Genomic DNA, 22,401 nt, shown 5'->3' with positions numbered 1-22,401 from the left:
CGACGATACAAAGATACCACCCTCAAACTCCGGAAAATCAATAGTACACAGTTGCGTACGATTGTTGTCGGTTGTGTGCAATTATGATCGATTATTCAATGAAAAAGCGTTGGCTATGTAGAAATATTTTGCTATTTTTGTAACTGTAAATCAGAAACTTATCCATTATGAACGAATTCAAAATACGTGCCTACGGGCGCATGGAACTGGCTCAACTCTATTCTCCGGAACTTACCGATATTGCCGCTTATCGAAAAATGAAGAAATGGATCTCCCTATGTCCCGGACTTCTGCAACGCCTGTACGACTTAGGCTATGAATCAAAGCGACGTTCATTCACACCGTTGGAAGTAAGAGTGATTGTAGATGCCCTGGGAGAGCCTTGAATAAAGCGGCGTTTTACGGTGCATAAAGCGCCGCTTTACGATGTCTAAAGCTTAGCTTTACACCTCCTAAAGCGATGCTTTATGCAGTAAAAACGGATGCGGTAATCAAAATGAATGTACCAGTCCAAACGATTACAGTAAGTAAGGTGGGTACAGTGGGGACACTTTCCCCCGTTTCACTCATACACACACGCACGCGCGTAAGCCCCTTTGCCGTCTACACTGATTAGCTTGCCTTGTCGGGTGAGACGTTTCAGCCAGGTGATGGCGGTGCTTTTGTTGATACCCAGAGCCGTTGCTTTTTCCAGCAACTCCGTGCGGGTAAATTCCTTACCCAGTTGCTGGAAGAGGAAATCCCGGTCGGCATTGGGGCGGTGGCTGACTTCCGTGTTGGGGAGGAACGACAAGATATGCATGGCGTGACAGTAGAGAGGTTCCGCCAAATTTAATACGGCGTGGAAGTCTTCCGCCGAGATGGATACGTTCCAGCGGGTGACGATGCCGTCCTTGCGGTTGTCCGAAGGAATGGACTTGTCGGGTGTGAAGGGGGAGGAGGAGGAAATTTGGAGGCTGTAGGGATTCGGGTGTTCGAGCGCGCGCAACACAGCTACTTCCGACATGATCCTGCACAAATTGATAGCCATACGCGCCACAAAGCTATACATTTCTCTGTCGTTGGCTATGCTCGAACGATCGAACAACTCCGAAAAGACGGTGTCAATTTCGTTTTTCTGCCCGCTCGTGAGCTGTAGCGTGTGAATGCCATGTTCCCTTATCACGTCCAGTTGATTTTTCCATTCCAGTCCCAGAGCGTTGAATACCTCTTCCCAGTCTGTTTCGTCGTCTACAAACTGGCTGACCCATTTGTCGATTCCGTACATGTAGTAGTACAACTGGCGGGAGGATCCTCCGTCTTCCGTTGTCGGGATGAAGGCTTTCACCTGGAGTGGGGTGCCCGACATCAGGAGCGAAAGGCAGACTTTTTTTGTTTCCCGATATTCTTGGTTACCGCGACGGTTGTAGGACAAAAAGTCGTGGTCGAACGCTTTGCGCAGCGTGTCGCTCCAATGGCCGTGTTCCGATCCGATGGCGGTGGAGAGTGTGTCGGCTTCCGACTCGAAGATAAGTCCTGTACCTTCGGAGTCCATAATGTTTTGTAGGATGCCTGTGCCGGTGTTGTTGCCCGAAATCAAGAACATCTTGTTAGGGGGCATTTGCGGGACTTCCATTTTCGACCGCTCTTTTCCCATCGCGTCATATTCGGCCTTTTCTTTTTTATAGATCTTCATTTGCGCCGCCACTTTCGCGCGAATCTCGTCATGGATGGGTTGCACGAGCAGGCGGAGGTAGGAGAGGATGCCTTTGCCGGAAGCAGAGGGCGCTACGATGAAACATTGGAGGCTGGGATAATAGTATTTGCCGCCATAGAGGCATCGCACGTGGCGCGACATGCAAGCTCCCAGCGCGGTGAATGCTCCCATCAGCATGATGTCGCGTTGAATCTCACTTTTCGCTACCGTGATGATACGCTGCAGGAGTTTCGGCCAGTTTGCTTCCGGCAGAGTGGGTAGCGGGTGTTGCGGATCGCTACCGGATAGCAGTTCTTCTTTTTCTTCCGTGATCGTTTCTTCGTCTGTTTCCTCATTTGCCACCTTATTATACGCGCGTGCCTGTGTGAGAATTTGAGGGGCTGTCCTCACTGTCCCCACTGTCTCCACATAGCTGATGGCGACTCCCGTCGCTTCGGCAAGGTGGAAAGCCGTGCCCAGGTGCACTTCTCCACGTTGGGTGTGGAGCGCGTTGGAGAATACCCGTTCGGCATGTTCGCGCTGATACTTGGGAGAGACCCGGCATAGGCGGTGAAAAAACTCACGTCCTGCTTCACCGCAATCCGTTGCGATGGCGAATGACAATTGTACGTATTCAAGATAAGTGGGAGCAATGTCCGCTCCTGCCGTTTCAACTGCTTCGGTGAGACGGCGTAAAGATTCAATATCAGTCATGTCTTTTAATTGATAATTTATAATTTATAATTTCTTCTGAACAATGCTTCCGGGTCGTAACTAAGGAAACAGGATCTCACGAGGTCTTTGCCGGAGAAGTCTACTTTGGGTTTCGTTTCGGAAGAAACCGCTGTTACCGTATTGTATGCCGTCTCTACGTACCGCATCGCCCAACTCATGTTGTCTGTGATATTTTTGGCATCATCTGTCGTGGAGGAATAATGGCAAGGAACAAATGCCTTTACACCCAGTCCGCTGGGGCTGATAAAGGTGAGTACAGGTTGCAGGAGAGGATCGTCATAGAGCATACGGCGCATTTCCACTGCTTCCTGATAGGAGCAGAGCCCGTCCACATCTACTATCACCAGGTGAGACGGGGAGACGAAATCCTTACTGCTGCGGCGGGTGAATGTGCCGCAGGGAGTCACATACGGTAGTAATGACGCTTTGGCTGCTCGTATATCCGCGGCATTCCGTACTTGTTCGGTCAGGGTTTTGAGATTCTCGTTGCAGGTAATCATTTGGAAAACTTGTTCGAGGGAGACTTCGCAGAAGGGGATAAGTGTGGGAGGAGTCATCAGTCGGCCTTGTTTGTCTTTGATAGGAGCGATCGGTGGCATGAAATAGGACATTCTGTAGTTGTTTGATATCATTTTCTTTTTGTTATAAGTTAAAATGTTTATTTTTGCAAAAAATATGAGTGTGTGCCAAAACACGGCATGAAAGTAGTAATAACAAAATAGACTCTACCCTGATATGTGAGGATAAAAGTTAAAATAATTAATTATTGAAGTGTGTATTTAACAACAAAAAACAAAGATGAAAAAGAAAACGGTTTGTTGCAGTGATTTGGGAGCTTATATTAATGAGTTGCTTAAACGTGCGAAATTGAGAAATGAGTATGTCTGCGAGACCCTAGGTATGGGACATGATGTTTTGAATGGCATAAAAAAGGGCTAAATCTCCCATTGAACGATTATATAAAAGTAATGAATCTCTGTTTGAATGCCTACAACGAAGAGGAGATTGAACAGATTTTGAATACGTTGGTGAGAATGTATCTGCGCTACTACAAGAAGAGGATAGTGGAGTAATCCGTAAAATAATTGATAGAAAATCCCGGCTGAATAAATAAAACGACCGGGATTTTTTTGTTTAAGATGTCTATTTGTCATTTTTGAAATCTATCAAATAGTAGCCATACCTTTTTCGTGTGCGATAACGAAAACGCAAAAAATAACATTTTATTATGTAGAAAAAGTTTGAGGAATGCTTCGTAGTTCACAAATAATGATTAAATTTGCCGCGATTTGTAATGTGGAGTTTGCAGAATGACGAATAATACTATAAAGCATCTAGGTATTGTGGAAAACATACAGGGTTCTCATCTGTCGGTGAGGATTGTCCAGACATCGGCTTGTGCGGCTTGTGGCGCAAAGGGACATTGTTCTTCGGCGGATAGTAAGGACAAAATCATAGATATCATAGATACGGCGGCTTCTTCCTATCAGGTGGGAGAGAAAGTAATGGTGGTCGGCGAAACGTCGATGGGCATGATGGCGGTATTGTTGGCGTTTGTACTTCCTTTCGTACTTCTTATATTCTCATTGTTTCTTTTGATGGCTTTGATGGGGAATGAACTGTATGCGGCTCTTCTTTCTCTGGCTGTCCTTATACCTTATTATTTCGTTTTATGGCTCAACAAAACGCGACTCAAACAACAATTTTCATTTACTATAAAACCAATAAATAACTAAAAACATTATGAATTTGATTCTGATTGCAGTGATTTCATTGGGAGCTATAGCGCTCGTGCTAGCCGCTATTCTTTATGTGGCTTCCAAGAAATTTGCCGTGTATGAAGATCCGCGGATTGCCCAGGTGGGAGAAGTGCTTCCCCAGGCTAATTGCGGTGGATGTGGCTACCCCGGTTGTAGCGGATTTGCCGACGCTTGCGTCAAAGCCGGTTCGCTGGATGGCAAGTTCTGCCCCGTAGGCGGACAGCCCGTCATGGCACAGATTGCTGATATCCTTGGGCTTGCAGCCGGAGAAGCTGAACCGATGGTAGCAGTGGTGAGATGTAACGGAACGTGTGCGAATCGTCCGCGTATTAACCAATACGACGGTGCGAGGAGTTGTGCTATCGCTGCTTCGCTGTATGGCGGGGAAACGGGTTGCAGCTACGGCTGTCTGGGATGCGGCGACTGTGTGGCTGCCTGTCAGTTCGATGCCATCCACATGAATCCTGAAACAGGACTTCCGGAAGTGGATGAAGCGAAATGTACCGCTTGTGGTGCCTGTGTAAAGGCTTGTCCGAAGGCGATTATTGAAATCCGTCCGCAAGGAAAGAAATCGCGCCGTGTGTATATCTCTTGTGTGAATAAAGACAAGGGAGCTGTGACACGCAAGGCTTGTGCGGTGGGCTGTATCGGCTGCGGCAAGTGTGTGAAGACTTGTCCGTTCGAAGCTATCACGTTGGAAAACAACTTGGCTTACATTGATCCGAACAAGTGCAAATCTTGCCGGAAATGTGTGGAAGTTTGTCCGCAGAATACCATTATCGAATTGAATTTCCCTCCGCGGAAACCGAAAGAAGAGGCTCCGGCTACTCCGAAACCTGCTGCTGCAAAGACAACAGAAGCTCCAAAAGTAACAGAATAATAACAGAATAAAATACAGAATTGTATGTTAAAGACATTTTCAATTGGTGGAGTTCATCCACACGAAAATAAATTGTCGGCACATCAACCCATTATCACAGCGGAAGTTCCTGCAAAGGCTGTTATTTTGCTGGGGCAGCACATCGGTGCACCTGCAAAACCGATCGTTGCGAAAGGGGATGTGGTAAAGGTGGGCACACGGATTGCCGAACCTGCCGGCTTTGTTTCGGCAGCAATTCACTCTTCAGTCAGCGGTAAAGTGGCGAAGATTGATACCATAGTCGATGCCAGCGGTTATGCGAAACCTGCTATCTTCATTGACGTGGAAGGCGACGAATGGGAAGAAACAATCGACCGTAGCACCACACTGGTGAAAGAGTGTGAACTTTCCGCAGAAGAGATCGTGAAGAAGATTGCCGATGCCGGAATCGTAGGGCTGGGCGGTGCTTGTTTCCCTACTCAAGTGAAACTTTGTCCTCCTCCTTCTTTCAAGGCGGAATGTGTGATAATCAATGCCGTAGAGTGTGAACCTTACCTGACTGCCGACCATCAGCTGATGCTGGAACATGCGGAAGAAATCATGGTAGGTGTTTCTATCCTGATGAAAGCGGTGAAAGTGAACAAGGCATTTATCGGAATCGAAAATAATAAGCCGGATGCTATCGAACTGATGACGAAAGTGGCTTCCAGCTACGCAGGCATCGAGGTCGTGCCCTTGAAGGTGAAATATCCGCAAGGAGGTGAAAAGCAGCTGATCGATGCGATTACCAAACGTCAGGTGGCCAGCGGTGCGTTGCCTATCTCTACGGGAGCGGTCGTGCAGAACGTGGGAACAGCATTTGCCGTTTATGAAGCGGTACAGAAGAATAAGCCGTTGTTCGAACGGGTGATTACCGTGACAGGAAAGTCGGTTGCCAAACCGTCCAACTTCCTGGCTCGTATCGGTACGCCGATGAAGCAGTTGATCGACGCTTGCGGCGGCTTGCCCGAAGATACGGGTAAGGTGATCGGCGGTGGTCCGATGATGGGTAAGGCGTTGGTAAACATCGAGGTTCCTACTGCGAAGGGCAGTTCCGGTATCCTGATTATGAACCAAAAGGAAGCCAAACGTGGGGAGGCGCAGACCTGTATCCGTTGCGCGAAGTGTGTGAGTGCCTGTCCGATGGGACTGGAGCCGTACTTGCTCGGAGCTTTGTCCGAAAACGGAGATTTTGAAACAATGGAAAAAGAAAGAATCATGGATTGTATCGAGTGCGGCTCTTGCCAGTTCACTTGTCCCGCCAACCGTCCGCTGCTCGACTATTGTCGTCTGGGTAAAGGCAAAGTGGGAGCTATGATTCGTGCACGTCAAGCTAAAAAATAACGAATATGGAAAATAAATTAATCGTATCACTATCGCCCCACGTCCATGGCGGAGACAGCGTACAGAAAAATATGTATGGCGTGCTGATCGCACTGATTCCGGCTTTTCTGGTGTCTCTCTATTTCTTCGGACTGGGGGCTCTGATTGTCACGGCTACTTCCGTTGCGGCTTGTTTGTTCTTCGAATGGGCCATCGGAAAATATTTAATGAAGAAACCGACCACCACCATCTGCGACGGCTCTGCCATCATCACAGGTGTGTTGCTGGCATTTAACTTACCGTCTAACCTGCCTGTCTGGATTATCATCCTGGGCGCACTGTTTGCTATCGGTGTAGGCAAGATGTCTTTCGGCGGACTGGGTTGCAATCCTTTTAACCCTGCATTGGCAGGCCGCGTGTTCCTGTTGCTTTCTTTCCTGGTGCAGATGACCAGCTGGCCGGTAGTCGGACAGTTGACGGCATATACGGACGCTACCACCGGTGCTACTCCGCTGGCATTGATGAAACAGGCGATTCATGCTGCAGATAAGAGCGCGGCTATGGATGCTTTAAACCAGATTCCGGACGCATTGAGCTTGCTGATCGGGCAGAACGGCGGATGCTTGGGTGAAGTGAGCGCACTGGCTCTGCTGATCGGGCTGGTTTATATGCTTTGGAAGAAGATTATCACCTGGCATATTCCTGTGTCTATCCTGGCTACCGTGTTTATCTTTGCCGGTATCATGCACCTTGCAGATCCGGAAAAATATGTATCTCCGGTATTGCAGTTGCTCTCCGGTGGTCTGATGCTGGGTGCCGTCTTTATGGCAACCGACTATGTGACTTCTCCGATGAGCAAGAAAGGGATGCTGATTTATGGTGTATGTATCGGTCTGCTGACAGTGGTTATCCGTTTGTTCGGTGCCTATCCCGAAGGTATGTCGTTCGCCATCCTGATTATGAATGCGTTCACTCCGCTGATTAACACCTATTGTAAACCTAAACGCTTTGGGGAGGTAGCGAAGAAGAAATGAAAAAGTTAGAATCATCTTTAAAGAATATGTTGCTGGTGCTTACGGGAGTGACTGCTATTTCCGTTGCGTTGCTGGCTTATGTAAATGAACTGACGAAAGGCCCTATCGCCGAAGCGAATGCAAAGACGCTGAACGAGGCCTTGAAAAAGGTTCTTCCTGAATTTACCAACAATCCGGTAGCGGAAAGTGATACGATCTTCAGCGAGAAAGACGGAAAGAAGATCGTTGACTTTATCGTTTATCCGGCCAAGAACGGGGAAGAACTGGTGGGCACAGCCGTTGAAGCTAAATCAATGGGATTTGGCGGTGAACTGAAAGTGCTGGTAGGTTTTAATGCCGAAGGAAAAATCTATAACTACTCCCTGTTGGCACATGCGGAAACTCCGGGATTGGGCTCTAAGGCCGACAAATGGTTCGGGGCTTATGATCCTGCAAAGGGAGAACAAGCGGTATCTCACGAAGAGAGTAAAAAATCTATTCTGGGTATGAATCCGGGTGAAGCTCCGTTGACTGTCAGCAAAGATGGGGGAGCAGTGGATGCCATTACAGCTTCTACCATTACTTCACGTGCTTTCCTCAATGCAGTGAATGCCGCTTATCAAGCCTATAAGGCCGAAGGCGGGGAAGTGAACGGTGTAACCGGTGCCTCTCAAAAAGCGAAAGGCGCGGACGCAGATGCTGCTGACGCTGCTACGGGAGCTACGATTAAAGTTGAACTAACTGATTCGGTCAGTGCTAAATAAGAAAGGAGACAGATAATGAATAACTTTAAAGTAATGATGAACGGGATTATTAAAGAGAATCCTACGTTTGTACTCCTGCTCGGTATGTGTCCTACATTGGGTACTACGTCATCGGCTATCAATGGTATGGGTATGGGACTGGCTACCATGTTCGTATTGATCTGCTCGAATGTGGTGATCTCTTTAATAAAGAACCTGATTCCGGACATGGTGCGTATCCCATCGTTTATTGTGGTGATCGCGTCTTTCGTGACCTTGCTTCAAATGGTGATGCAGGCTTACGTGCCGGGACTGTATGCTACACTCGGTCTTTTCATTCCGTTGATTGTAGTGAACTGTATTGTGCTGGGACGTGCCGAAGCCTTTGCTGCCAAGAATAACGCAGTTGCTTCCATGTTCGACGGTATCGGTATGGGACTTGGTTTCACCATCGCCCTGACCTTGCTGGGTGCTGTCCGCGAGTTTCTGGGGACCGGTAAAATCTTCGATCTGACCATCATGCCGGAAGAATATGGAATGTTGGTATTCGTATTGGCTCCGGGTGCTTTCATCGCTTTGGGATACCTCATTGCAATAATTAATAAATTGAGAACTGAAAATTGAGAATTGAGAAATAATAGATATGAACCATATTCTTAATTTCATTTTCACATTCTCTGATTTTTTAATTCTCAATTTTCAATTTTCAATTTAACAACTATGGAATATATATTGATATTTATTTCGGCAATCTTTGTAAACAACATCGTGTTGTCGCAGTTCTTGGGTATCTGTCCGTTTCTGGGCGTATCCAAGAAGGTGGAAACTGCGATGGGTATGAGCGCTGCGGTTGCTTTCGTGTTGACCATCGCTACCATCGTCACCTTCCTGATTCAGAAGTTTGTACTGGATGTTTTCGGACTGGGATATTTGCAGACGATTACGTTCATCCTGGTGATTGCCGGACTGGTGCAGATGGTGGAAATCATCCTGAAAAAGGTGTCTCCGGCTCTGTATCAGGCTTTGGGTGTATTCTTGCCGCTGATTACAACGAACTGTTGTATTCTGGGGGTCGCTATTCTGGTGATTCAGAAAGACTATGACCTGCTGACAGGGGTTGTATACGCATTCTCTACGGCTATCGGCTTCGGTCTGGCACTGGTGCTTTTTGCCGGATTGCGCGAACAGATGAGCCTTGTGAAAATTCCGAAAGGAATGCAAGGAACTCCGATTGCTTTGATTACCGCCGGTTTGCTTGCTATGGCATTCATGGGATTCTCCGGCGTGGTGTAAGGTAAGGATTTACAGTTGATAATTAAATAGGGGATTGGAAGCTCTGCTGTGTGGCGACATACAGATTAGAGTTTCCAATTCTTTTTTATACCTAAATGCTACCAAATCGTACCTTAATTACTTTTTAGCAAATAAATTCGTGGCAAATTATTGCTATTCCATTTTATTTCCATACATTTGTAACTCAAACAATAATAAGCCGAGAAACTAACCATTTTATAAAGTATATGAAAGAAAGAATTTTAGTAACAGGCGGGACAGGATACATTGGGTCTCATACTGTTGTAGAACTACAAAACAGCGGATATGAAGTAATCATCATCGATAATTTATCAAATTCAAGTGCTGACGTTGTTGACAATATAGAGAAAGTTTCCGGTATTCGTCCAGTTTTTGAAAAGCTGGATTGCCTGGACTTTGCCGGTCTGGATGCAGTATTTACAAAATATAAAGGAATTAAGGCTATCATTCACTTTGCAGCTAGCAAAGCAGTAGGAGAATCGGTACAGAAACCGTTGCTTTACTACCGTAATAACCTGGTTTCTTTGATTAACCTTCTCGAACTGATGCCAAAGCATGGAGTAGAAGGTATTGTGTTCTCTTCTTCTTGTACAGTATACGGTCAGCCGGACGAGTTGCCGGTAACGGAAAAGGCTCCGATCAAGAAAGCGGAATCACCTTATGGAAATACCAAACAGATCAATGAAGAGATTATTCGTGACACGGTAGCTTCAGGTGCTCCGATCAATGCGATCATGTTGCGCTATTTCAACCCGATTGGTGCGCATCCTACTGCATTGCTGGGTGAACTGCCTAACGGGGTTCCTCAAAACCTGATTCCATATCTGACCCAGACAGCCATCGGTATCCGTGAGAAACTTAGCGTGTTTGGTGACGATTATGATACACCGGACGGTTCTTGTATCCGTGACTTTATCAATGTCGTTGACTTGGCTAAAGCACACGTGATTGCTATCCGTCGTATCTTGGAAAAGACACAAAAAGAAAAAGTAGAAGTATTCAATATTGGTACAGGACGTGGTGTTTCTGTATTGGAATTAATAAATGGCTTTGAAAAAGCCACTGGCGTAAAATTGAATTATCAGATTGTCGGACGTCGTGCAGGCGACATTGAAAAAGTTTGGGCTAACCCGGATTTTGCTAATAAAGAGCTGGGCTGGAAAGCCGTAGAAACTTTAGAAGATACTTTACGCTCTGCATGGAACTGGCAGCTGAAACTCCGTGAAAGAGGGATTCAATAAAAGGGAAACTTGTTTTAAATAACATAAAAGTTTAAACAAATCGTGCATGCGATTTGTTTAATTGATGCTAATCGACCTGAAGCTGTTTATGAGTATGCGAATATACGTAAATAGTACTTATGCCTCCCCGGCATAGACAGGAAAGATTGCATAGTAGTTTTGTCGTGTTTTATTTTGTGTTTGTGTTGTGACGGTACTACGACGTGAGTCGTGGTACCGTTTTTTGTACGCCCAGCATGGGCGTACGATTATATGGTTCTTTACTTTATAGCTTTCCTTTGAAGCAGAATACGTCAGTTCCCCAATTAATTTCCGGTAAGACGAATCCGGGAGCAAACAATCCGAATACCGAAGATCCGGAGCCGCTCATGGATGCGTAGATTGCTCCTTGATGATAGAGTTCTTCTTTGATTTCTCCAATGACGGGATGTTGCGGGAATACACTTGCTTCGAAATCATTGATTAACGTATCCTTCCATTCTTGTACAGGACGCTGGATTGCCTCCATAACCGGATATTTCGGACGATGGGGATGAATGTTTGAAAAGGCTTCCCGGGTGGAAACAAAAACATTCGGTTTTATAATCATGATTTGGTAGCCGTTTAATGAAAGTTCGACCGGGGAGAAGATGTTTCCAATTCCTTCGGCAAATATCGGTCTGTTTTTGATAAAGAAAGCGCAGTCTGCTCCCAAAGTGGCAGCGTATACTTCCAATTGTTCTTCGGATACTCCCAGCTGATAATGATCGTTGAGCAACTTCAGCATGAAAGCGGCATCCGATGATCCTCCTCCCAGTCCGGCTCCTGAAGGGATGTGCTTGTATAAGTGGATTTCGACAGGAGGGAGATGAAATTCCTTATCCATCAACAAATAGGCTTTTACTACCAGATTGTCTTCCGGGTTACCGGCTATTTCCATTCCGTGTTGGTGGAGAGTGAATTTTCGGTCAGCGTTAGGGGAGGTACGGATTTCCAGTGCGTCTTCCAGAGCTACCGGATAGAAAACGGTTTCCAGATTGTGATATCCGTCCGGGCGTTTTTCCGTGATGGAAAGTCCCAGGTTTATTTTGATATTAGGAAAAGCAAGCATAAGGTTATTTACTATTTTACAATTTACGATTTACTATTTGCAGTGCTGCACATGACAATTAATCATGTGTTGAATGTAATTCGGGAGCAAAGTTAGTAAAATCTTCATTTTTCCTTATTCATTCTTCATGATTATATTCTATCTTTGTCGTCCCGACTGGAAAAACTCTGTTATAAAGGAGTCTGTCCGGTCGCAAAATAGTAAATAGTAAATTGTAAAATAGTAAATACCTCGATGGCCGAACAGAAAAGAAATACCCGCAATTCAAAGTCTACTAAAATACAACCGGTAAATGATTATGGTCGTATTCAGCCGCAGGCGCCTGAACTGGAAGAAGCAGTTCTGGGAGCTTTGATGATTGAAAAGGATGCTTACTCGTTGGTGAGTGAGATTCTTCGTCCCGAATCTTTTTACGAACGACGGCATCAGTTGATTTATTCTGCTATCACCGATCTTGCGGTGAATCAGAAACCGGTGGATATTCTGACTGTAAAGGAACAACTTAGCAAACGCGGAGAATTGGAAGAGGTGGGAGGCCCGTTCTATATTACTCAATTGAGTAGTAAGGTGGCTTCATCAGCGCATATTGAGTATCACGCCCGTATTATTGCACAGAAATCTCTGGCGCGTGAGCTGATTACGTTTACAAGCAATATCCAGAGTAAGGCGTTTGATGAAACGCTGGATGTGGACGACTTGATGCAGGAAGCGGAAGGCAAGCTTTTCGAGATCTCACAGCAGAATATGAAAAAAGATTATACGCAGATCAATCCGGTGATTGACGAAGCCTATAAGCTGATTCAGAAGGCTGCGGCGCGAACCGACGGTTTGAGTGGTCTTGAGAGTGGTTTTACAAAGCTCGACAAGATGACTTCGGGTTGGCAGAATTCCGACCTTATTATTATAGCTGCCCGTCCTGCTATGGGTAAGACTGCTTTTGTCCTTTCTATGGCTAAGAATATTGCGGTGGATTACCGGAACCCGGTGGCATTGTTCTCTCTTGAAATGAGTAACGTTCAGCTGGTGAATCGTTTGATTGCCAATGTCTGCGAAATTGAAAGTGGAAAGATCAAGAGCGGACAGCTGGCGGGTTATGAGTGGCAACAGTTGGACTATAAACTGAAGAATCTGATGGATGCACCGCTTTACGTGGATGATACGCCGTCTCTGTCTGTGTTTGAACTTCGAACGAAAGCACGCCGTCTGGTACGCGAACATGGGGTGCGAATCATCATCATTGACTACCTTCAGTTGATGAATGCGAGTGGTATGGCGTTTGGTAGCCGTCAGGAAGAGGTTAGTACCATTTCCCGTTCGTTGAAAGGATTGGCAAAAGAGTTGAGTATTCCGATCATCGCACTGTCACAGTTGAATCGTGGTGTGGAAAGCCGTGAAGGTATTGACGGTAAACGACCGCAGTTGAGTGACCTTCGTGAATCGGGAGCCATCGAGCAGGATGCCGATATGGTGTGCTTTATCCACCGTCCGGAATATTATAAGATTTATCAGGATGACCGCGGAAATGACCTGCGCGGCATGGCGGAAATTGTAATCGCCAAGCACCGTAACGGTGCAGTAGGCGAGGTGTTGCTCCGCTTTAAGGGTGAGTTTACCCGTTTCTCTAATCCGGAGGACGATATGGTGATCCCGATGCCGGGCGAACCTGCAGGAGCGATGCTGGGATCGAAAATGAATGCGGGCAATGCGGGGGCTGTACCTCCGCCGCCGGCTCCTGATTTTTCGCCACAGACAGCGAATCCGTTCGGGGCGCCGGGGGATGGACCGTTACCGTTCTAGTTGTGCTTTGTTTCACCACAGAGGACACAGAGGACGCAGAGAATACAGAGTTCTTTCTTTTTATTAAGTACTCATGTTGAATTTGTTGGTAAATGAATTATATACATTTGCTTATTACGGATTTACACTTATTTTTCATTTTTCCGGTATCCTCTGCGTCCTCTGTGTCCTCTGTGGTGAAATAACGCGCAATTTTTTATCAAACCTTCTCGGTCAACCGAAAAATCTTATTAACTTTGCAAATCTTTTTGAGAAACAATAAAAAATTAATCATATGAATATCTCTTATAACTGGCTGAAAGAGTATGTCAACTTCGATCTGACGCCCGATGAAACGGCGGCTGCGTTGACTTCTATCGGCTTGGAAACAGGTGGTGTAGAAGAAGTGCAAACCATTAAAGGTGGTTTGGAAGGACTTGTGATTGGTGAAGTGCTGACCTGCACGGAACATCCTAATTCTGACCATTTGCATATTACTACTGTTAATCTGGGAGACGGTGAACCGGTACAGATTGTTTGTGGTGCCCCGAATGTGGCTGCCGGACAGAAAGTGGTGGTGGCTACTTTAGGTACAAAACTTTATGACGGTGACGAATGTTTTACCATCAAGAAATCAAAAATCCGTGGGGTGGAATCTATCGGTATGATTTGTGCTGAAGACGAAATAGGGATCGGTACGGATCATGCAGGTATTATCGTATTGCCGGAAAATGCTGTTCCGGGTACGCTTGCCAAGGATTATTATAATATCAAGAGCGACTATGTGCTTGAAGTGGATATCACGCCTAACCGTGCGGATGCCTGCTCTCACTATGGGGTGGCTCGTGACTTGTACGCTTATCTGATTCAGAACGGCAAACAGGCTACTTTGCAACGTCCGTCGGTGGACGGCTTTAAAGTGGAAAACCACGACTTGAATATTGAAGTGAAGGTGGAAAACAGCGAAGCTTGTCCGCATTATGCCGGTGTTACGGTGAAAGGTGTTACTGTGAAGGAAAGTCCGGAATGGCTGCAAAACAAATTGCGTCTGATCGGGGTGCGTCCTATTAATAATGTAGTGGATATTACCAATTATATCGTTCATGCTTTCGGTCAGCCGTTGCACTGCTTCGATGCCGGAAAGATCAAAGGCAATGAAGTAATTGTCAAGACAATGCCGGAAGGAACTCCGTTCGTTACGCTGGATGAAGTGGAGCGTAAATTGAGCGAACGCGACCTGATGATTTGTAACAAGGAAGAGGCCATGTGTATTGCCGGTGTATTCGGCGGACTGGACTCCGGTTCCACGGAAGCTACGACAGATGTATTCATCGAAAGTGCTTATTTCCATCCTACATGGGTGCGTAAGACAGCCCGCCGTCATGGCTTGAATACGGATGCTTCTTTCCGTTTCGAACGCGGTATCGATCCGAACGGGGTTATTTATTGCCTGAAGCTGGCTGCTTTGATGGTCAAAGAACTGGCGGGCGGTACGATTTCTTCAGAAATAAAAGACGTGTTCACTACTCCTGCACCCGATTTTATAGTCGATCTGGCTTATGAGAAAGTACATTCTTTGGTAGGAAAAGTAATCCCGGTAGAGACAATCAAGAGCATTGTGACCAGCCTGGAAATGAAGATCACTAATGAAACGGCAGAAGGGCTGACATTAGCTGTTCCTCCTTATCGTGTAGACGTGCAGCGTGATTGTGACGTGATTGAAGATATTCTTCGTATCTACGGATATAACAATGTTGAAATCCCGACTACGCTGAACTCCAGCCTAACTACCAAAGGTGAACATGATAAATCGAATAAATTGCAGAACCTGATTGCAGAGCAATTGGTGGGTTGCGGATTTAATGAGATCCTGAACAACTCATTGACGCGTGCTGCTTACTATGATGGTATGGAGACTTATCCGTCCAACCACCTGGTGATGTTGCTGAATCCGTTGAGTGCGGATTTGAACGCTATGCGCCAGACTTTGCTGTTCGGTGGACTGGAAAGTATTGCTCATAATGCAAATCGTAAGAATGCTGATTTGAAGTTCTTCGAATTCGGTAATTGCTATCATTTCGATGGTGACAAGAAGAACGAAGAGAAGGTATTGGCTCCTTACTCGGAAGATTATCACTTGGGTTTGTGGGTAACCGGTAAGAAGGTTTCCAATTCATGGGCACATGCGGATGAGAACAGTTCGGTATATGAGTTGAAGGCTTATGTAGAAAATATATTGAAGCGTCTGGGACTGGATTTGCACAATCTGGTTGTCGGTAATCTGACGGACGATATTTTTGCTGCCGCACTCTCTGTCAATACGAAGGGTGGTAAGCGTCTTGCTTCTTTCGGTATCGTGACTAAAAAACTGTTGAAAGCATTTGATATCGACAATGAAGTGTATTTTGCCGACTTGAACTGGAAGGAACTGATGAAGGCTATCCGTTCTGTGAAGATCAGCTACAAGGAAATCTCCAAGTTCCCTGCTGTGAAACGTGACCTGGCATTGTTGCTTGACAAGAATGTGCAGTTTGCCGAAATCGAAAAGATTGCTTACGAAACAGAGAAGAAGCTGCTGAAAGAAGTGGAACTTTTCGATGTGTACGAAGGTAAGAATCTGGAAGCAGGCAAGAAGTCGTATGCGGTGAGCTTCCTGCTTCAGGATGAGAGCCAGACTTTGAATGATAAGATGATTGATAAGATCATGTCCAAACTGGTGAAGAACTTGGAAGATAAGCTGGGTGCCAAACTTAGATAAACTTAAAATTTCAATCTAAAAATATAAACCAATGGGAAGAGCATTTGAATATAGAAAGGCCGCTAAACTGAAAAGATGGGGCCACATGGCTAAAACATTTACAAGACTGGGCAAACAAATCGCTATAGCTGTAAAGGCTGGCGGTCCGGAACCTGAAAACAACCCGACTTTGCGTTCGGTAATCGCTACTTGTAAGCGTGAGAATATGCCGAAGGATAATATTGAACGTGCTATCAAAAACGCAATGGGTAAAGACCAGAGTGACTACAAGAGCATGACTTACGAAGGGTACGGCCCTCACGGTATTGCTGTATTTGTAGATACCCTGACAGACAACACAACCCGTACAGTGGCTGACGTCCGTTCGGTATTTAATAAGTTTGGCGGTAATCTCGGCACAATGGGATCTCTCGCGTTCCTGTTCGACCACAAATGTGTATTTACTTTCAAGAAGAAAGACGGATTGGATATGGAAGAACTGATTCTGGATCTGATCGATTATGATGTGGAGGATGAATATGAAGAAGATGACGAAGAGGGAACAATCACTATCTATGGTAATCCCAAGAGCTATGCCGCTATTCAGAAACACTTGGAGGAGTGTGGTTTTGAAGATGTCGGTGGAGACTTCACTTATATCCCGAACGACATGAAAGAGGTGACTCCGGAACAGCGCGAGACATTGGATAAGATGATCGAACGTTTGGAAGAATTTGATGACGTGCAGACTGTTTATACCAATATGCAGCCGGAAGGGGAAGAAGAGTAAGGCAGGTTATGGAATATGTGTATAAAACCCGGGGAACTTGCAGCACTAACATCGAGCTGAACGTGGAAGATGGAGTGGTGAAAGAGGTTGTTTTCTGGGGAGGATGCAATGGTAACCTTCAAGGTATTTCCCGTCTTGTGAGAGGAATGAAGGTAGCGGATGTTATCGCAAAACTTGAAGGAGTGCGGTGTGGTGGCAGGCCGACTTCATGTCCTGACCAGTTGTGTCGTGCATTGCACGAGATGGGATATTAATCGACGACATTTATTCGGGCACGGATTACACGGATTTCACGGTTTCAATAAAATAAGAACCGTGAAATCCGCGTAATCCGTGCCTAATTTTTGTATACTTACTTGTCGGTATTTTGAACTAAAATTGACCTTCACTCGTTATTTATAAGTATATTTGTAAGGTTAAAACTATTATGCAAAAATGAAGAATATTTTTCAAGACTTAAAACGCAAAGATCATAAACGCTATCTGGGTGGACTGGATGTTTTTAAATATATTGGTCCGGGGCTTCTGGTTACCGTAGGATTTATTGATCCGGGAAACTGGGCTTCTAACTTCGCCGCCGGTTCCGAATTCGGCTATTCCTTACTGTGGGTGGTTACATTGTCTACTATTATGCTGATCGTTCTTCAGCACAACGTTGCCCACCTGGGGATTGTTACCGGACTTTGCCTTTCGGAGGCGGCCACTAAGTACACTCCCAAATGGGTGTCGCGACCTATTCTTGGTACGGCGGTACTGGCGTCGATATCTACTTCTTTAGCGGAAATTCTGGGAGGTGCCATTGCCTTGGAAATGCTCTTTGATATTCCTATTATATGGGGGGCTATATTGACTACGCTTTTTGTCTCTATCATGCTTTTCACTAATTCGTATAAGAAGATAGAGCGTTCCATCATTGCATTTGTCTCCGTTATCGGACTTTCGTTTATCTACGAATTGTTTCTGGTGGAAATAGACTGGCCGGCTGCGACAGCAGGGTGGGTGACTCCTTCTTTTCCGAAAGGAAGTATGCTGATTATCATGAGTGTGTTGGGAGCGGTAGTGATGCCTCATAATCTGTTCCTTCATTCGGAGGTGATACAGAGTCACGAATATAATAAGAAAGATGATGCTTCTATTAAGAAGGTCTTGAAATATGAGTTGTTTGATACTCTTTTTTCCATGATTGTCGGCTGGGCGATTAACAGTGCCATGATTCTGCTGGCTGCCGCTACTTTCTTTAAAAGCGGTATTCAGGTAGAGGAACTGCAACAGGCCAAGTCATTGCTCGAACCTTTGTTGGGAAGTAATGCTGCCATTGTATTTGCACTGGCATTGCTGATGGCGGGTATTTCATCCACCATTACGAGCGGAATGGCGGCGGGTTCTATCTTTGCAGGTATTTTCGGCGAATCGTATCATATCAAAGACAGCCACTCGCAGGTGGGAGTCCTTTTGTCTCTGGGAATTGCCTTATTGCTGATTTTCTTTATTGGAGATCCTTTCAAAGGACTGATTATTTCGCAGATGATACTTAGTATTCAATTACCTTTCACAGTGTTTCTGCAGGTGGGGCTGACGTCTTCCCGCAAGGTGATGGGAGATTATGTCAATAGTCGTTGGAGCACGTTTGTGTTGTATTCGATTGCTATTATTGTTTCGGCACTGAACATCATGCTTTTGTTTTCATAAAATGAATATAAATCAATAAATATAGATCGATGAAGATTATTACTTATAATGTGAACGGACTGCGTGCTGCCGTATCTAAAGGCTTGCCGGAGTGGTTGGCGCAGGAGAATCCTGATATTCTTTGTCTGCAAGAGACGAAACTGCAACCGGACCAATATCCGGGAGAGGTGTTTGAAGCGTTGGGTTACAAGTCTTATTTGTATTCGGCACAGAAGAAAGGATACAGTGGAGTGGCCATACTTACCAAGCAGGAACCGGACCATGTGGAATATGGGATGGGAATGGAGGCTTATGATAATGAAGGACGTTTTATACGGGCGGACTTTGGAGATTTATCGGTAGTCAGTGTTTATCACCCTTCGGGAACGAGCGGGGACGAACGTCAGGCTTTCAAAATGGTGTGGCTGGAAGATTTTCAGAAGTATGTGACGGAGTTGCAGAAGTCCCGTCCCAATTTGATTCTTTGTGGTGATTATAATATTTGCCACGAACCGATTGATATTCATGATCCTGTCCGGAATGCGACAAACAGTGGCTTCCTTCCTGAAGAACGGGAGTGGATGACACGTTTCCTGTCTGCAGGGTATGTGGATTCTTTCCGTACGCTTTGTCCCGAAAAACAGGAATATACTTGGTGGAGCTATCGTTTTAATTCGCGTGCCAAGAATAAAGGTTGGAGAATTGACTATTGTATGGTCAGTGAGCCGGTACGCCCGCTGTTGAAACGGGCGTATATCCTGAATGAGGCCGTACATTCCGACCATTGTCCGATGGCATTGGAAATATTATAGGATAGTAATACTCAATTTACGGGTGTCTTATATTTTTGTGCGAAATAAAAATGCAAAATAGTTTATGGAAGATAGAATACAGAAAGCAGTGGAGCTTTTTAAGAGCGGATATAACTGTTCGCAGTCGGTGGTAGCGGCCTTTGCAGATATGTATGGATTTACACAGGAACAGGCGTTACGTATGGGTGCTTCCTTTGGCGGGGGAATAGGACGAATGCGCGAAACGTGTGGAGCTGCCTGCGGCATGTTTTTGGTGGCGGGCTTGGAAACCGGCGCTACGGAAGCGACAGACCGGGAAGGAAAAGCTGCCAATTATGCGGTAGTGCAAGAACTGGCGGCTGAATTTAAGAAGCGTAACGGTTCGCTGATTTGTGGCGAATTGTTGGGATTAAAGAAAAAAGATCCCGTTTCAACCATTCCGGAAGAGCGTACTGCTCAATATTATAGCAAGCGTCCCTGTGCTAAAATGGTGGAAGAAGCGGCAAGAATTTGGTCGGAATATCTCGAAAAGCATCCTAAATGAGGTTCTAAAATGCTTTTTTATTACAAAAACGGTAAAAAAGTGCTCAATAAAGTGTTATATAACATAAAAATAACTATCTTTGCCTCCGAAATAAAATCTGAAAGTCTTTTGGACCGGATGATTTTAAGCATGTCTAACTAAAATTGCAAAGCAAATGTTGAAAGAAAAAGCTGGTGTAATTGCAGGTACTATCTGGAATGCACTGAACGAAACAGAAGGAATGACTGCCAAGCAGCTTAAAAAAGCAACTAAATTGGTTGACAAAGATCTGTTCCTCGGCCTTGGCTGGTTATTGAGAGAAGACAAAGTCTCTGTGGAAGAAGTTGAAGGTGAACTCTTCATCAAATTGATCTAAGCGAGTAACTCACTTAAGCAATAAAAAAAATGCGTTGGTACATGGTCATAATGTTATCAACGCATTTTTTTTTATTCCGCCATTTACGTATCTTTGCACACCAAAAAGCTAAAAATAATAAGAATTCAGAATGAAGAATATACGCAACTTTTGCATTATTGCTCATATTGACCACGGGAAATCGACTTTGGCCGACCGTTTGTTGGAGTTTACACACACTATTCAGGTGACTTCGGGGCAGATGCTTGATAATATGGATCTGGAGAAAGAAAGGGGGATCACTATCAAGAGCCATGCAATCCAGATGGAATATACTTATCAGGGGGAGAAGTATATCCTTAACCTGATTGACACTCCGGGACATGTGGACTTTTCGTATGAGGTGTCGCGCTCTATTGCTGCGTGTGAAGGTGCGTTGCTGATTGTCGATGCTTCGCAGGGAGTGCAGGCACAGACTATCTCGAATCTGTACATGGCAATTGAGCACGACCTTGAGATTATTCCGGTGATTAATAAATGCGATATGGCGAGTGCCAATCCCGAAGAAGTGGAGGACGAGATCATTGAATTGCTGGGCTGCAAGCGGGAGGAAGTGATCCGTGCATCCGGCAAAACGGGTATGGGAGTGGAAGAAATACTGGCGGCCGTGATCGAGCGTATTCCTCATCCGGAAGGAGATGAAGAGGCTCCGTTGCAAGCTTTGATTTTCGACTCTGTATTCAACTCTTTCCGTGGAATTATTGCTTATTTCAAGATTGAAAACGGTATGATTCGCAAGGGGGATAAGGTGAAATTCTTCAATACGGGAAAAGAGTATGATGCCGATGAAGTGGGAGTGCTGAAAATGGATATGGTACCTCGCAACGAACTTCGTACGGGGGATGTGGGATATATTATTTCCGGTATCAAGACTTCTAAAGAGGTGAAGGTGGGAGATACCATTACGCATATTGCCCGTCCGTGTGACAAGGCTATTGCCGGTTTTGAGGAAGTGAAGCCGATGGTGTTTGCCGGGGTTTATCCGATTGAGGCGGAGGATTTCGAAGATCTTCGCGCGTCTTTGGAAAAGTTGCAGCTGAATGATGCGTCGTTGACTTTCCAGCCGGAGTCTTCGCTGGCTTTGGGTTTTGGTTTCCGTTGCGGTTTCCTCGGATTGCTCCATATGGAGATTGTGCAGGAGCGTCTGGATCGTGAGTTTGACATGAATGTGATTACTACGGTGCCGAACGTGTCCTACCATATCTATGACAAGCAAGGTAATATGAAGGAGGTGCACAACCCCGGTGGTATGCCCGACCCGACGATGATTGACCATATCGAGGAACCGTATATCAAAGCATCTATTATTACAACCACCGATTATATCGGTCCTATTATGACGCTTTGCCTGGGTAAACGTGGTGAATTGATTAAACAGGAATATATCTCCGGTAATCGTGTGGAAATCTATTACAATATGCCTTTGGGAGAGATTGTGATCGATTTCTACGATAAGTTGAAGAGTATTTCTAAAGGGTATGCGTCGTTTGATTATCATCCGAATGGTTTCCGTACTTCCAAACTGGTGAAGCTGGATATCTTGCTGAACGGTGAGCCTGTGGATGCACTTTCTACTTTGACACATATTGACAATGCTTACGATATGGGACGACGGATGTGTGAGAAGCTGAAAGAGCTCATTCCGCGCCAGCAGTTTGATATTGCCATTCAGGCGGCTATCGGAGCGAAGATTATTTCGCGTGAAACCATTAAGGCGGTCCGTAAGGATGTGACAGCGAAGTGTTACGGGGGTGACGTGAGCCGTAAACGTAAACTGCTTGAGAAGCAGAAAAAAGGTAAGAAACGAATGAAACAAATCGGTAACGTGGAGGTGCCGCAAAAAGCCTTCCTCGCCGTACTGAAACTAGATTAAAAATACTGCCGCAAGCAATTTTTCAGAGATATGTTC

General features: G+C 45.5%; 21 protein-coding genes. 18 read left to right on the top strand and 3 right to left on the bottom strand.

What is annotated here, in order from left to right; all coding sequences use genetic code 11:
* Positions 1–167 precede the first annotated feature (167 nt).
* The gene (locus tag AB3G73_RS06120) at positions 168–386 is read left to right on the top strand and encodes a DUF4248 domain-containing protein (protein WP_004297475.1); all 219 of its coding nucleotides are present in this window, start codon (positions 168–170) and stop codon (positions 384–386) included.
* Positions 387–562: 176 nt separating this feature from the next.
* Here AB3G73_RS06120 and AB3G73_RS06115 read toward each other — a convergent pair whose 3' ends face one another.
* Both AB3G73_RS06115 and AB3G73_RS06110 read right to left on the bottom strand, forming a co-directional pair.
* A complete protein-coding gene (locus AB3G73_RS06115) occupies positions 563–2,389 on the bottom strand; it encodes a DUF3987 domain-containing protein (protein WP_148366998.1) in 1,827 nt (608 codons plus the stop codon).
* A gap of 17 nt (positions 2,390–2,406) precedes the next feature.
* Positions 2,407–3,039, bottom strand: a complete 633-nt coding sequence (locus AB3G73_RS06110) for a BT4734/BF3469 family protein (protein WP_297284816.1) — start codon at positions 3,037–3,039, stop codon at positions 2,407–2,409.
* A 681-nt stretch (positions 3,040–3,720) separates the two neighbouring features.
* Here AB3G73_RS06110 and AB3G73_RS06105 point away from each other — a divergent pair.
* The 8 genes from AB3G73_RS06105 (at position 3,721) to galE (ending at position 10,702) form a co-directional block, all read left to right on the top strand.
* Positions 3,721–4,146 carry a SoxR reducing system RseC family protein gene (locus AB3G73_RS06105; protein ID WP_148366997.1) on the top strand — a complete coding sequence of 142 codons (426 nt, stop codon included), beginning with the start codon at positions 3,721–3,723 and terminating at the stop codon, positions 4,144–4,146.
* 7 nt (positions 4,147–4,153) lie between these two features.
* The gene (locus AB3G73_RS06100; protein ID WP_234133547.1) at positions 4,154–5,050 is read left to right on the top strand and encodes a Fe-S cluster domain-containing protein; all 897 of its coding nucleotides are present in this window, start codon (positions 4,154–4,156) and stop codon (positions 5,048–5,050) included.
* Positions 5,051–5,074: 24 nt separating this feature from the next.
* Positions 5,075–6,412, top strand: coding sequence for an electron transport complex subunit RsxC (gene rsxC, locus AB3G73_RS06095; RefSeq protein ID WP_074909204.1), 1,338 nt, complete (start codon positions 5,075–5,077; stop codon positions 6,410–6,412).
* A 5-nt stretch (positions 6,413–6,417) separates the two neighbouring features.
* Positions 6,418–7,425 (top strand): RnfABCDGE type electron transport complex subunit D, encoded by a 1,008-nt coding sequence (locus tag AB3G73_RS06090; RefSeq protein ID WP_367743686.1) that lies wholly within the window; start codon positions 6,418–6,420, stop codon positions 7,423–7,425.
* Positions 7,422–8,168, top strand: a complete 747-nt coding sequence (locus AB3G73_RS06085; protein ID WP_148366995.1) for an RnfABCDGE type electron transport complex subunit G — start codon at positions 7,422–7,424, stop codon at positions 8,166–8,168. The genes AB3G73_RS06090 and AB3G73_RS06085 overlap by 4 nt, the downstream gene beginning before the upstream one ends.
* Positions 8,169–8,183: 15 nt before the next feature.
* On the top strand, positions 8,184–8,771 hold the full coding sequence (locus tag AB3G73_RS06080; RefSeq protein ID WP_008998541.1) for an RnfABCDGE type electron transport complex subunit E: 588 nt from the start codon (positions 8,184–8,186) through the stop codon (positions 8,769–8,771).
* A gap of 96 nt (positions 8,772–8,867) precedes the next feature.
* A complete protein-coding gene (gene rsxA / locus AB3G73_RS06075; protein WP_004295587.1) occupies positions 8,868–9,440 on the top strand; it encodes an electron transport complex subunit RsxA in 573 nt (190 codons plus the stop codon).
* Between the two features lie 227 nt (positions 9,441–9,667).
* Entirely contained in the window at positions 9,668–10,702 is a 1,035-nt protein-coding gene (galE, locus tag AB3G73_RS06070; protein WP_074705183.1) for a UDP-glucose 4-epimerase GalE, read from the top strand.
* Positions 10,703–10,967: 265 nt separating this feature from the next.
* Here galE and ispE read toward each other — a convergent pair whose 3' ends face one another.
* Positions 10,968–11,792 carry a 4-(cytidine 5'-diphospho)-2-C-methyl-D-erythritol kinase gene (ispE, locus tag AB3G73_RS06065; RefSeq protein WP_148366994.1) on the bottom strand — a complete coding sequence of 275 codons (825 nt, stop codon included), beginning with the start codon at positions 11,790–11,792 and terminating at the stop codon, positions 10,968–10,970.
* 234 nt (positions 11,793–12,026) lie between these two features.
* Here ispE and dnaB point away from each other — a divergent pair, with 234 nt between their 5' ends.
* From dnaB to lepA, 9 genes are all read left to right on the top strand, one after another.
* Positions 12,027–13,589 carry a replicative DNA helicase gene (gene dnaB, locus AB3G73_RS06060; protein ID WP_367743659.1) on the top strand — a complete coding sequence of 521 codons (1,563 nt, stop codon included), beginning with the start codon at positions 12,027–12,029 and terminating at the stop codon, positions 13,587–13,589.
* 274 nt (positions 13,590–13,863) lie between these two features.
* Entirely contained in the window at positions 13,864–16,326 is a 2,463-nt protein-coding gene (gene pheT, locus AB3G73_RS06055) for a phenylalanine--tRNA ligase subunit beta (RefSeq protein WP_148366992.1), read from the top strand.
* 31 nt (positions 16,327–16,357) lie between these two features.
* The gene (locus AB3G73_RS06050) at positions 16,358–17,095 is read left to right on the top strand and encodes a YebC/PmpR family DNA-binding transcriptional regulator (RefSeq protein ID WP_074636120.1); all 738 of its coding nucleotides are present in this window, start codon (positions 16,358–16,360) and stop codon (positions 17,093–17,095) included.
* A gap of 8 nt (positions 17,096–17,103) precedes the next feature.
* Entirely contained in the window at positions 17,104–17,349 is a 246-nt protein-coding gene (locus AB3G73_RS06045) for a TIGR03905 family TSCPD domain-containing protein (protein ID WP_148366991.1), read from the top strand.
* Positions 17,350–17,530: 181 nt separating this feature from the next.
* Positions 17,531–18,784, top strand: coding sequence for an Nramp family divalent metal transporter (locus AB3G73_RS06040; RefSeq protein ID WP_148366990.1), 1,254 nt, complete (start codon positions 17,531–17,533; stop codon positions 18,782–18,784).
* A 29-nt stretch (positions 18,785–18,813) separates the two neighbouring features.
* A complete protein-coding gene (locus tag AB3G73_RS06035; protein WP_148366989.1) occupies positions 18,814–19,575 on the top strand; it encodes an exodeoxyribonuclease III in 762 nt (253 codons plus the stop codon).
* 64 nt (positions 19,576–19,639) lie between these two features.
* Positions 19,640–20,098 carry a C-GCAxxG-C-C family protein gene (locus AB3G73_RS06030; RefSeq protein WP_004295601.1) on the top strand — a complete coding sequence of 153 codons (459 nt, stop codon included), beginning with the start codon at positions 19,640–19,642 and terminating at the stop codon, positions 20,096–20,098.
* Positions 20,099–20,252: 154 nt separating this feature from the next.
* Entirely contained in the window at positions 20,253–20,453 is a 201-nt protein-coding gene (locus AB3G73_RS06025) for a winged helix-turn-helix domain-containing protein (protein WP_004295603.1), read from the top strand.
* Positions 20,454–20,583: 130 nt separating this feature from the next.
* Entirely contained in the window at positions 20,584–22,365 is a 1,782-nt protein-coding gene (lepA, locus tag AB3G73_RS06020) for a translation elongation factor 4 (RefSeq protein WP_148366988.1), read from the top strand.
* The last annotated feature ends 36 nt before the right edge of the window (positions 22,366–22,401 follow it).

The sequence above is a fragment of the Bacteroides sp. L008 genome, from assembly GCF_040812255.1.
Classification (GTDB): Bacteria; Bacteroidota; Bacteroidia; order Bacteroidales; family Bacteroidaceae; genus Bacteroides; species Bacteroides vicugnae.
Note: the sequence above shows the minus strand (reverse complement) of the source record. Positions and strands in the feature narration are given on the sequence as shown.

Excerpts from the sequence above, each read along its gene's own strand:
- AB3G73_RS06050 (WP_074636120.1), top strand. The coding sequence starts at position 16,358 with ATGGGAAGAGCATTTGAATATAGAAAGGCCGCTAAACTGAAAAGATGG.
- pheT (WP_148366992.1), top strand. The coding sequence starts at position 13,864 with ATGAATATCTCTTATAACTGGCTGAAAGAGTATGTCAACTTCGATCTG.
- AB3G73_RS06090 (WP_367743686.1), top strand. The coding sequence starts at position 6,418 with ATGGAAAATAAATTAATCGTATCACTATCGCCCCACGTCCATGGCGGA.
- AB3G73_RS06120 (WP_004297475.1), top strand. The coding sequence starts at position 168 with ATGAACGAATTCAAAATACGTGCCTACGGGCGCATGGAACTGGCTCAA.
- AB3G73_RS06035 (WP_148366989.1), top strand. The coding sequence starts at position 18,814 with ATGAAGATTATTACTTATAATGTGAACGGACTGCGTGCTGCCGTATCT.
- galE (WP_074705183.1), top strand. The coding sequence starts at position 9,668 with ATGAAAGAAAGAATTTTAGTAACAGGCGGGACAGGATACATTGGGTCT.
- lepA (WP_148366988.1), top strand. The coding sequence starts at position 20,584 with ATGAAGAATATACGCAACTTTTGCATTATTGCTCATATTGACCACGGG.
- AB3G73_RS06045 (WP_148366991.1), top strand. The coding sequence starts at position 17,104 with ATGGAATATGTGTATAAAACCCGGGGAACTTGCAGCACTAACATCGAG.
- AB3G73_RS06030 (WP_004295601.1), top strand. The coding sequence starts at position 19,640 with ATGGAAGATAGAATACAGAAAGCAGTGGAGCTTTTTAAGAGCGGATAT.
- AB3G73_RS06115 (WP_148366998.1), bottom strand. The coding sequence starts at position 2,389 with ATGACTGATATTGAATCTTTACGCCGTCTCACCGAAGCAGTTGAAACG.
- ispE (WP_148366994.1), bottom strand. The coding sequence starts at position 11,792 with ATGCTTGCTTTTCCTAATATCAAAATAAACCTGGGACTTTCCATCACG.
- dnaB (WP_367743659.1), top strand. The coding sequence starts at position 12,027 with ATGGCCGAACAGAAAAGAAATACCCGCAATTCAAAGTCTACTAAAATA.
- AB3G73_RS06025 (WP_004295603.1), top strand. The coding sequence starts at position 20,253 with ATGTTGAAAGAAAAAGCTGGTGTAATTGCAGGTACTATCTGGAATGCA.
- AB3G73_RS06100 (WP_234133547.1), top strand. The coding sequence starts at position 4,154 with ATGAATTTGATTCTGATTGCAGTGATTTCATTGGGAGCTATAGCGCTC.
- AB3G73_RS06080 (WP_008998541.1), top strand. The coding sequence starts at position 8,184 with ATGAATAACTTTAAAGTAATGATGAACGGGATTATTAAAGAGAATCCT.
- AB3G73_RS06040 (WP_148366990.1), top strand. The coding sequence starts at position 17,531 with ATGAAGAATATTTTTCAAGACTTAAAACGCAAAGATCATAAACGCTAT.
- AB3G73_RS06085 (WP_148366995.1), top strand. The coding sequence starts at position 7,422 with ATGAAAAAGTTAGAATCATCTTTAAAGAATATGTTGCTGGTGCTTACG.
- rsxA (WP_004295587.1), top strand. The coding sequence starts at position 8,868 with ATGGAATATATATTGATATTTATTTCGGCAATCTTTGTAAACAACATC.
- AB3G73_RS06105 (WP_148366997.1), top strand. The coding sequence starts at position 3,721 with ATGACGAATAATACTATAAAGCATCTAGGTATTGTGGAAAACATACAG.
- rsxC (WP_074909204.1), top strand. The coding sequence starts at position 5,075 with ATGTTAAAGACATTTTCAATTGGTGGAGTTCATCCACACGAAAATAAA.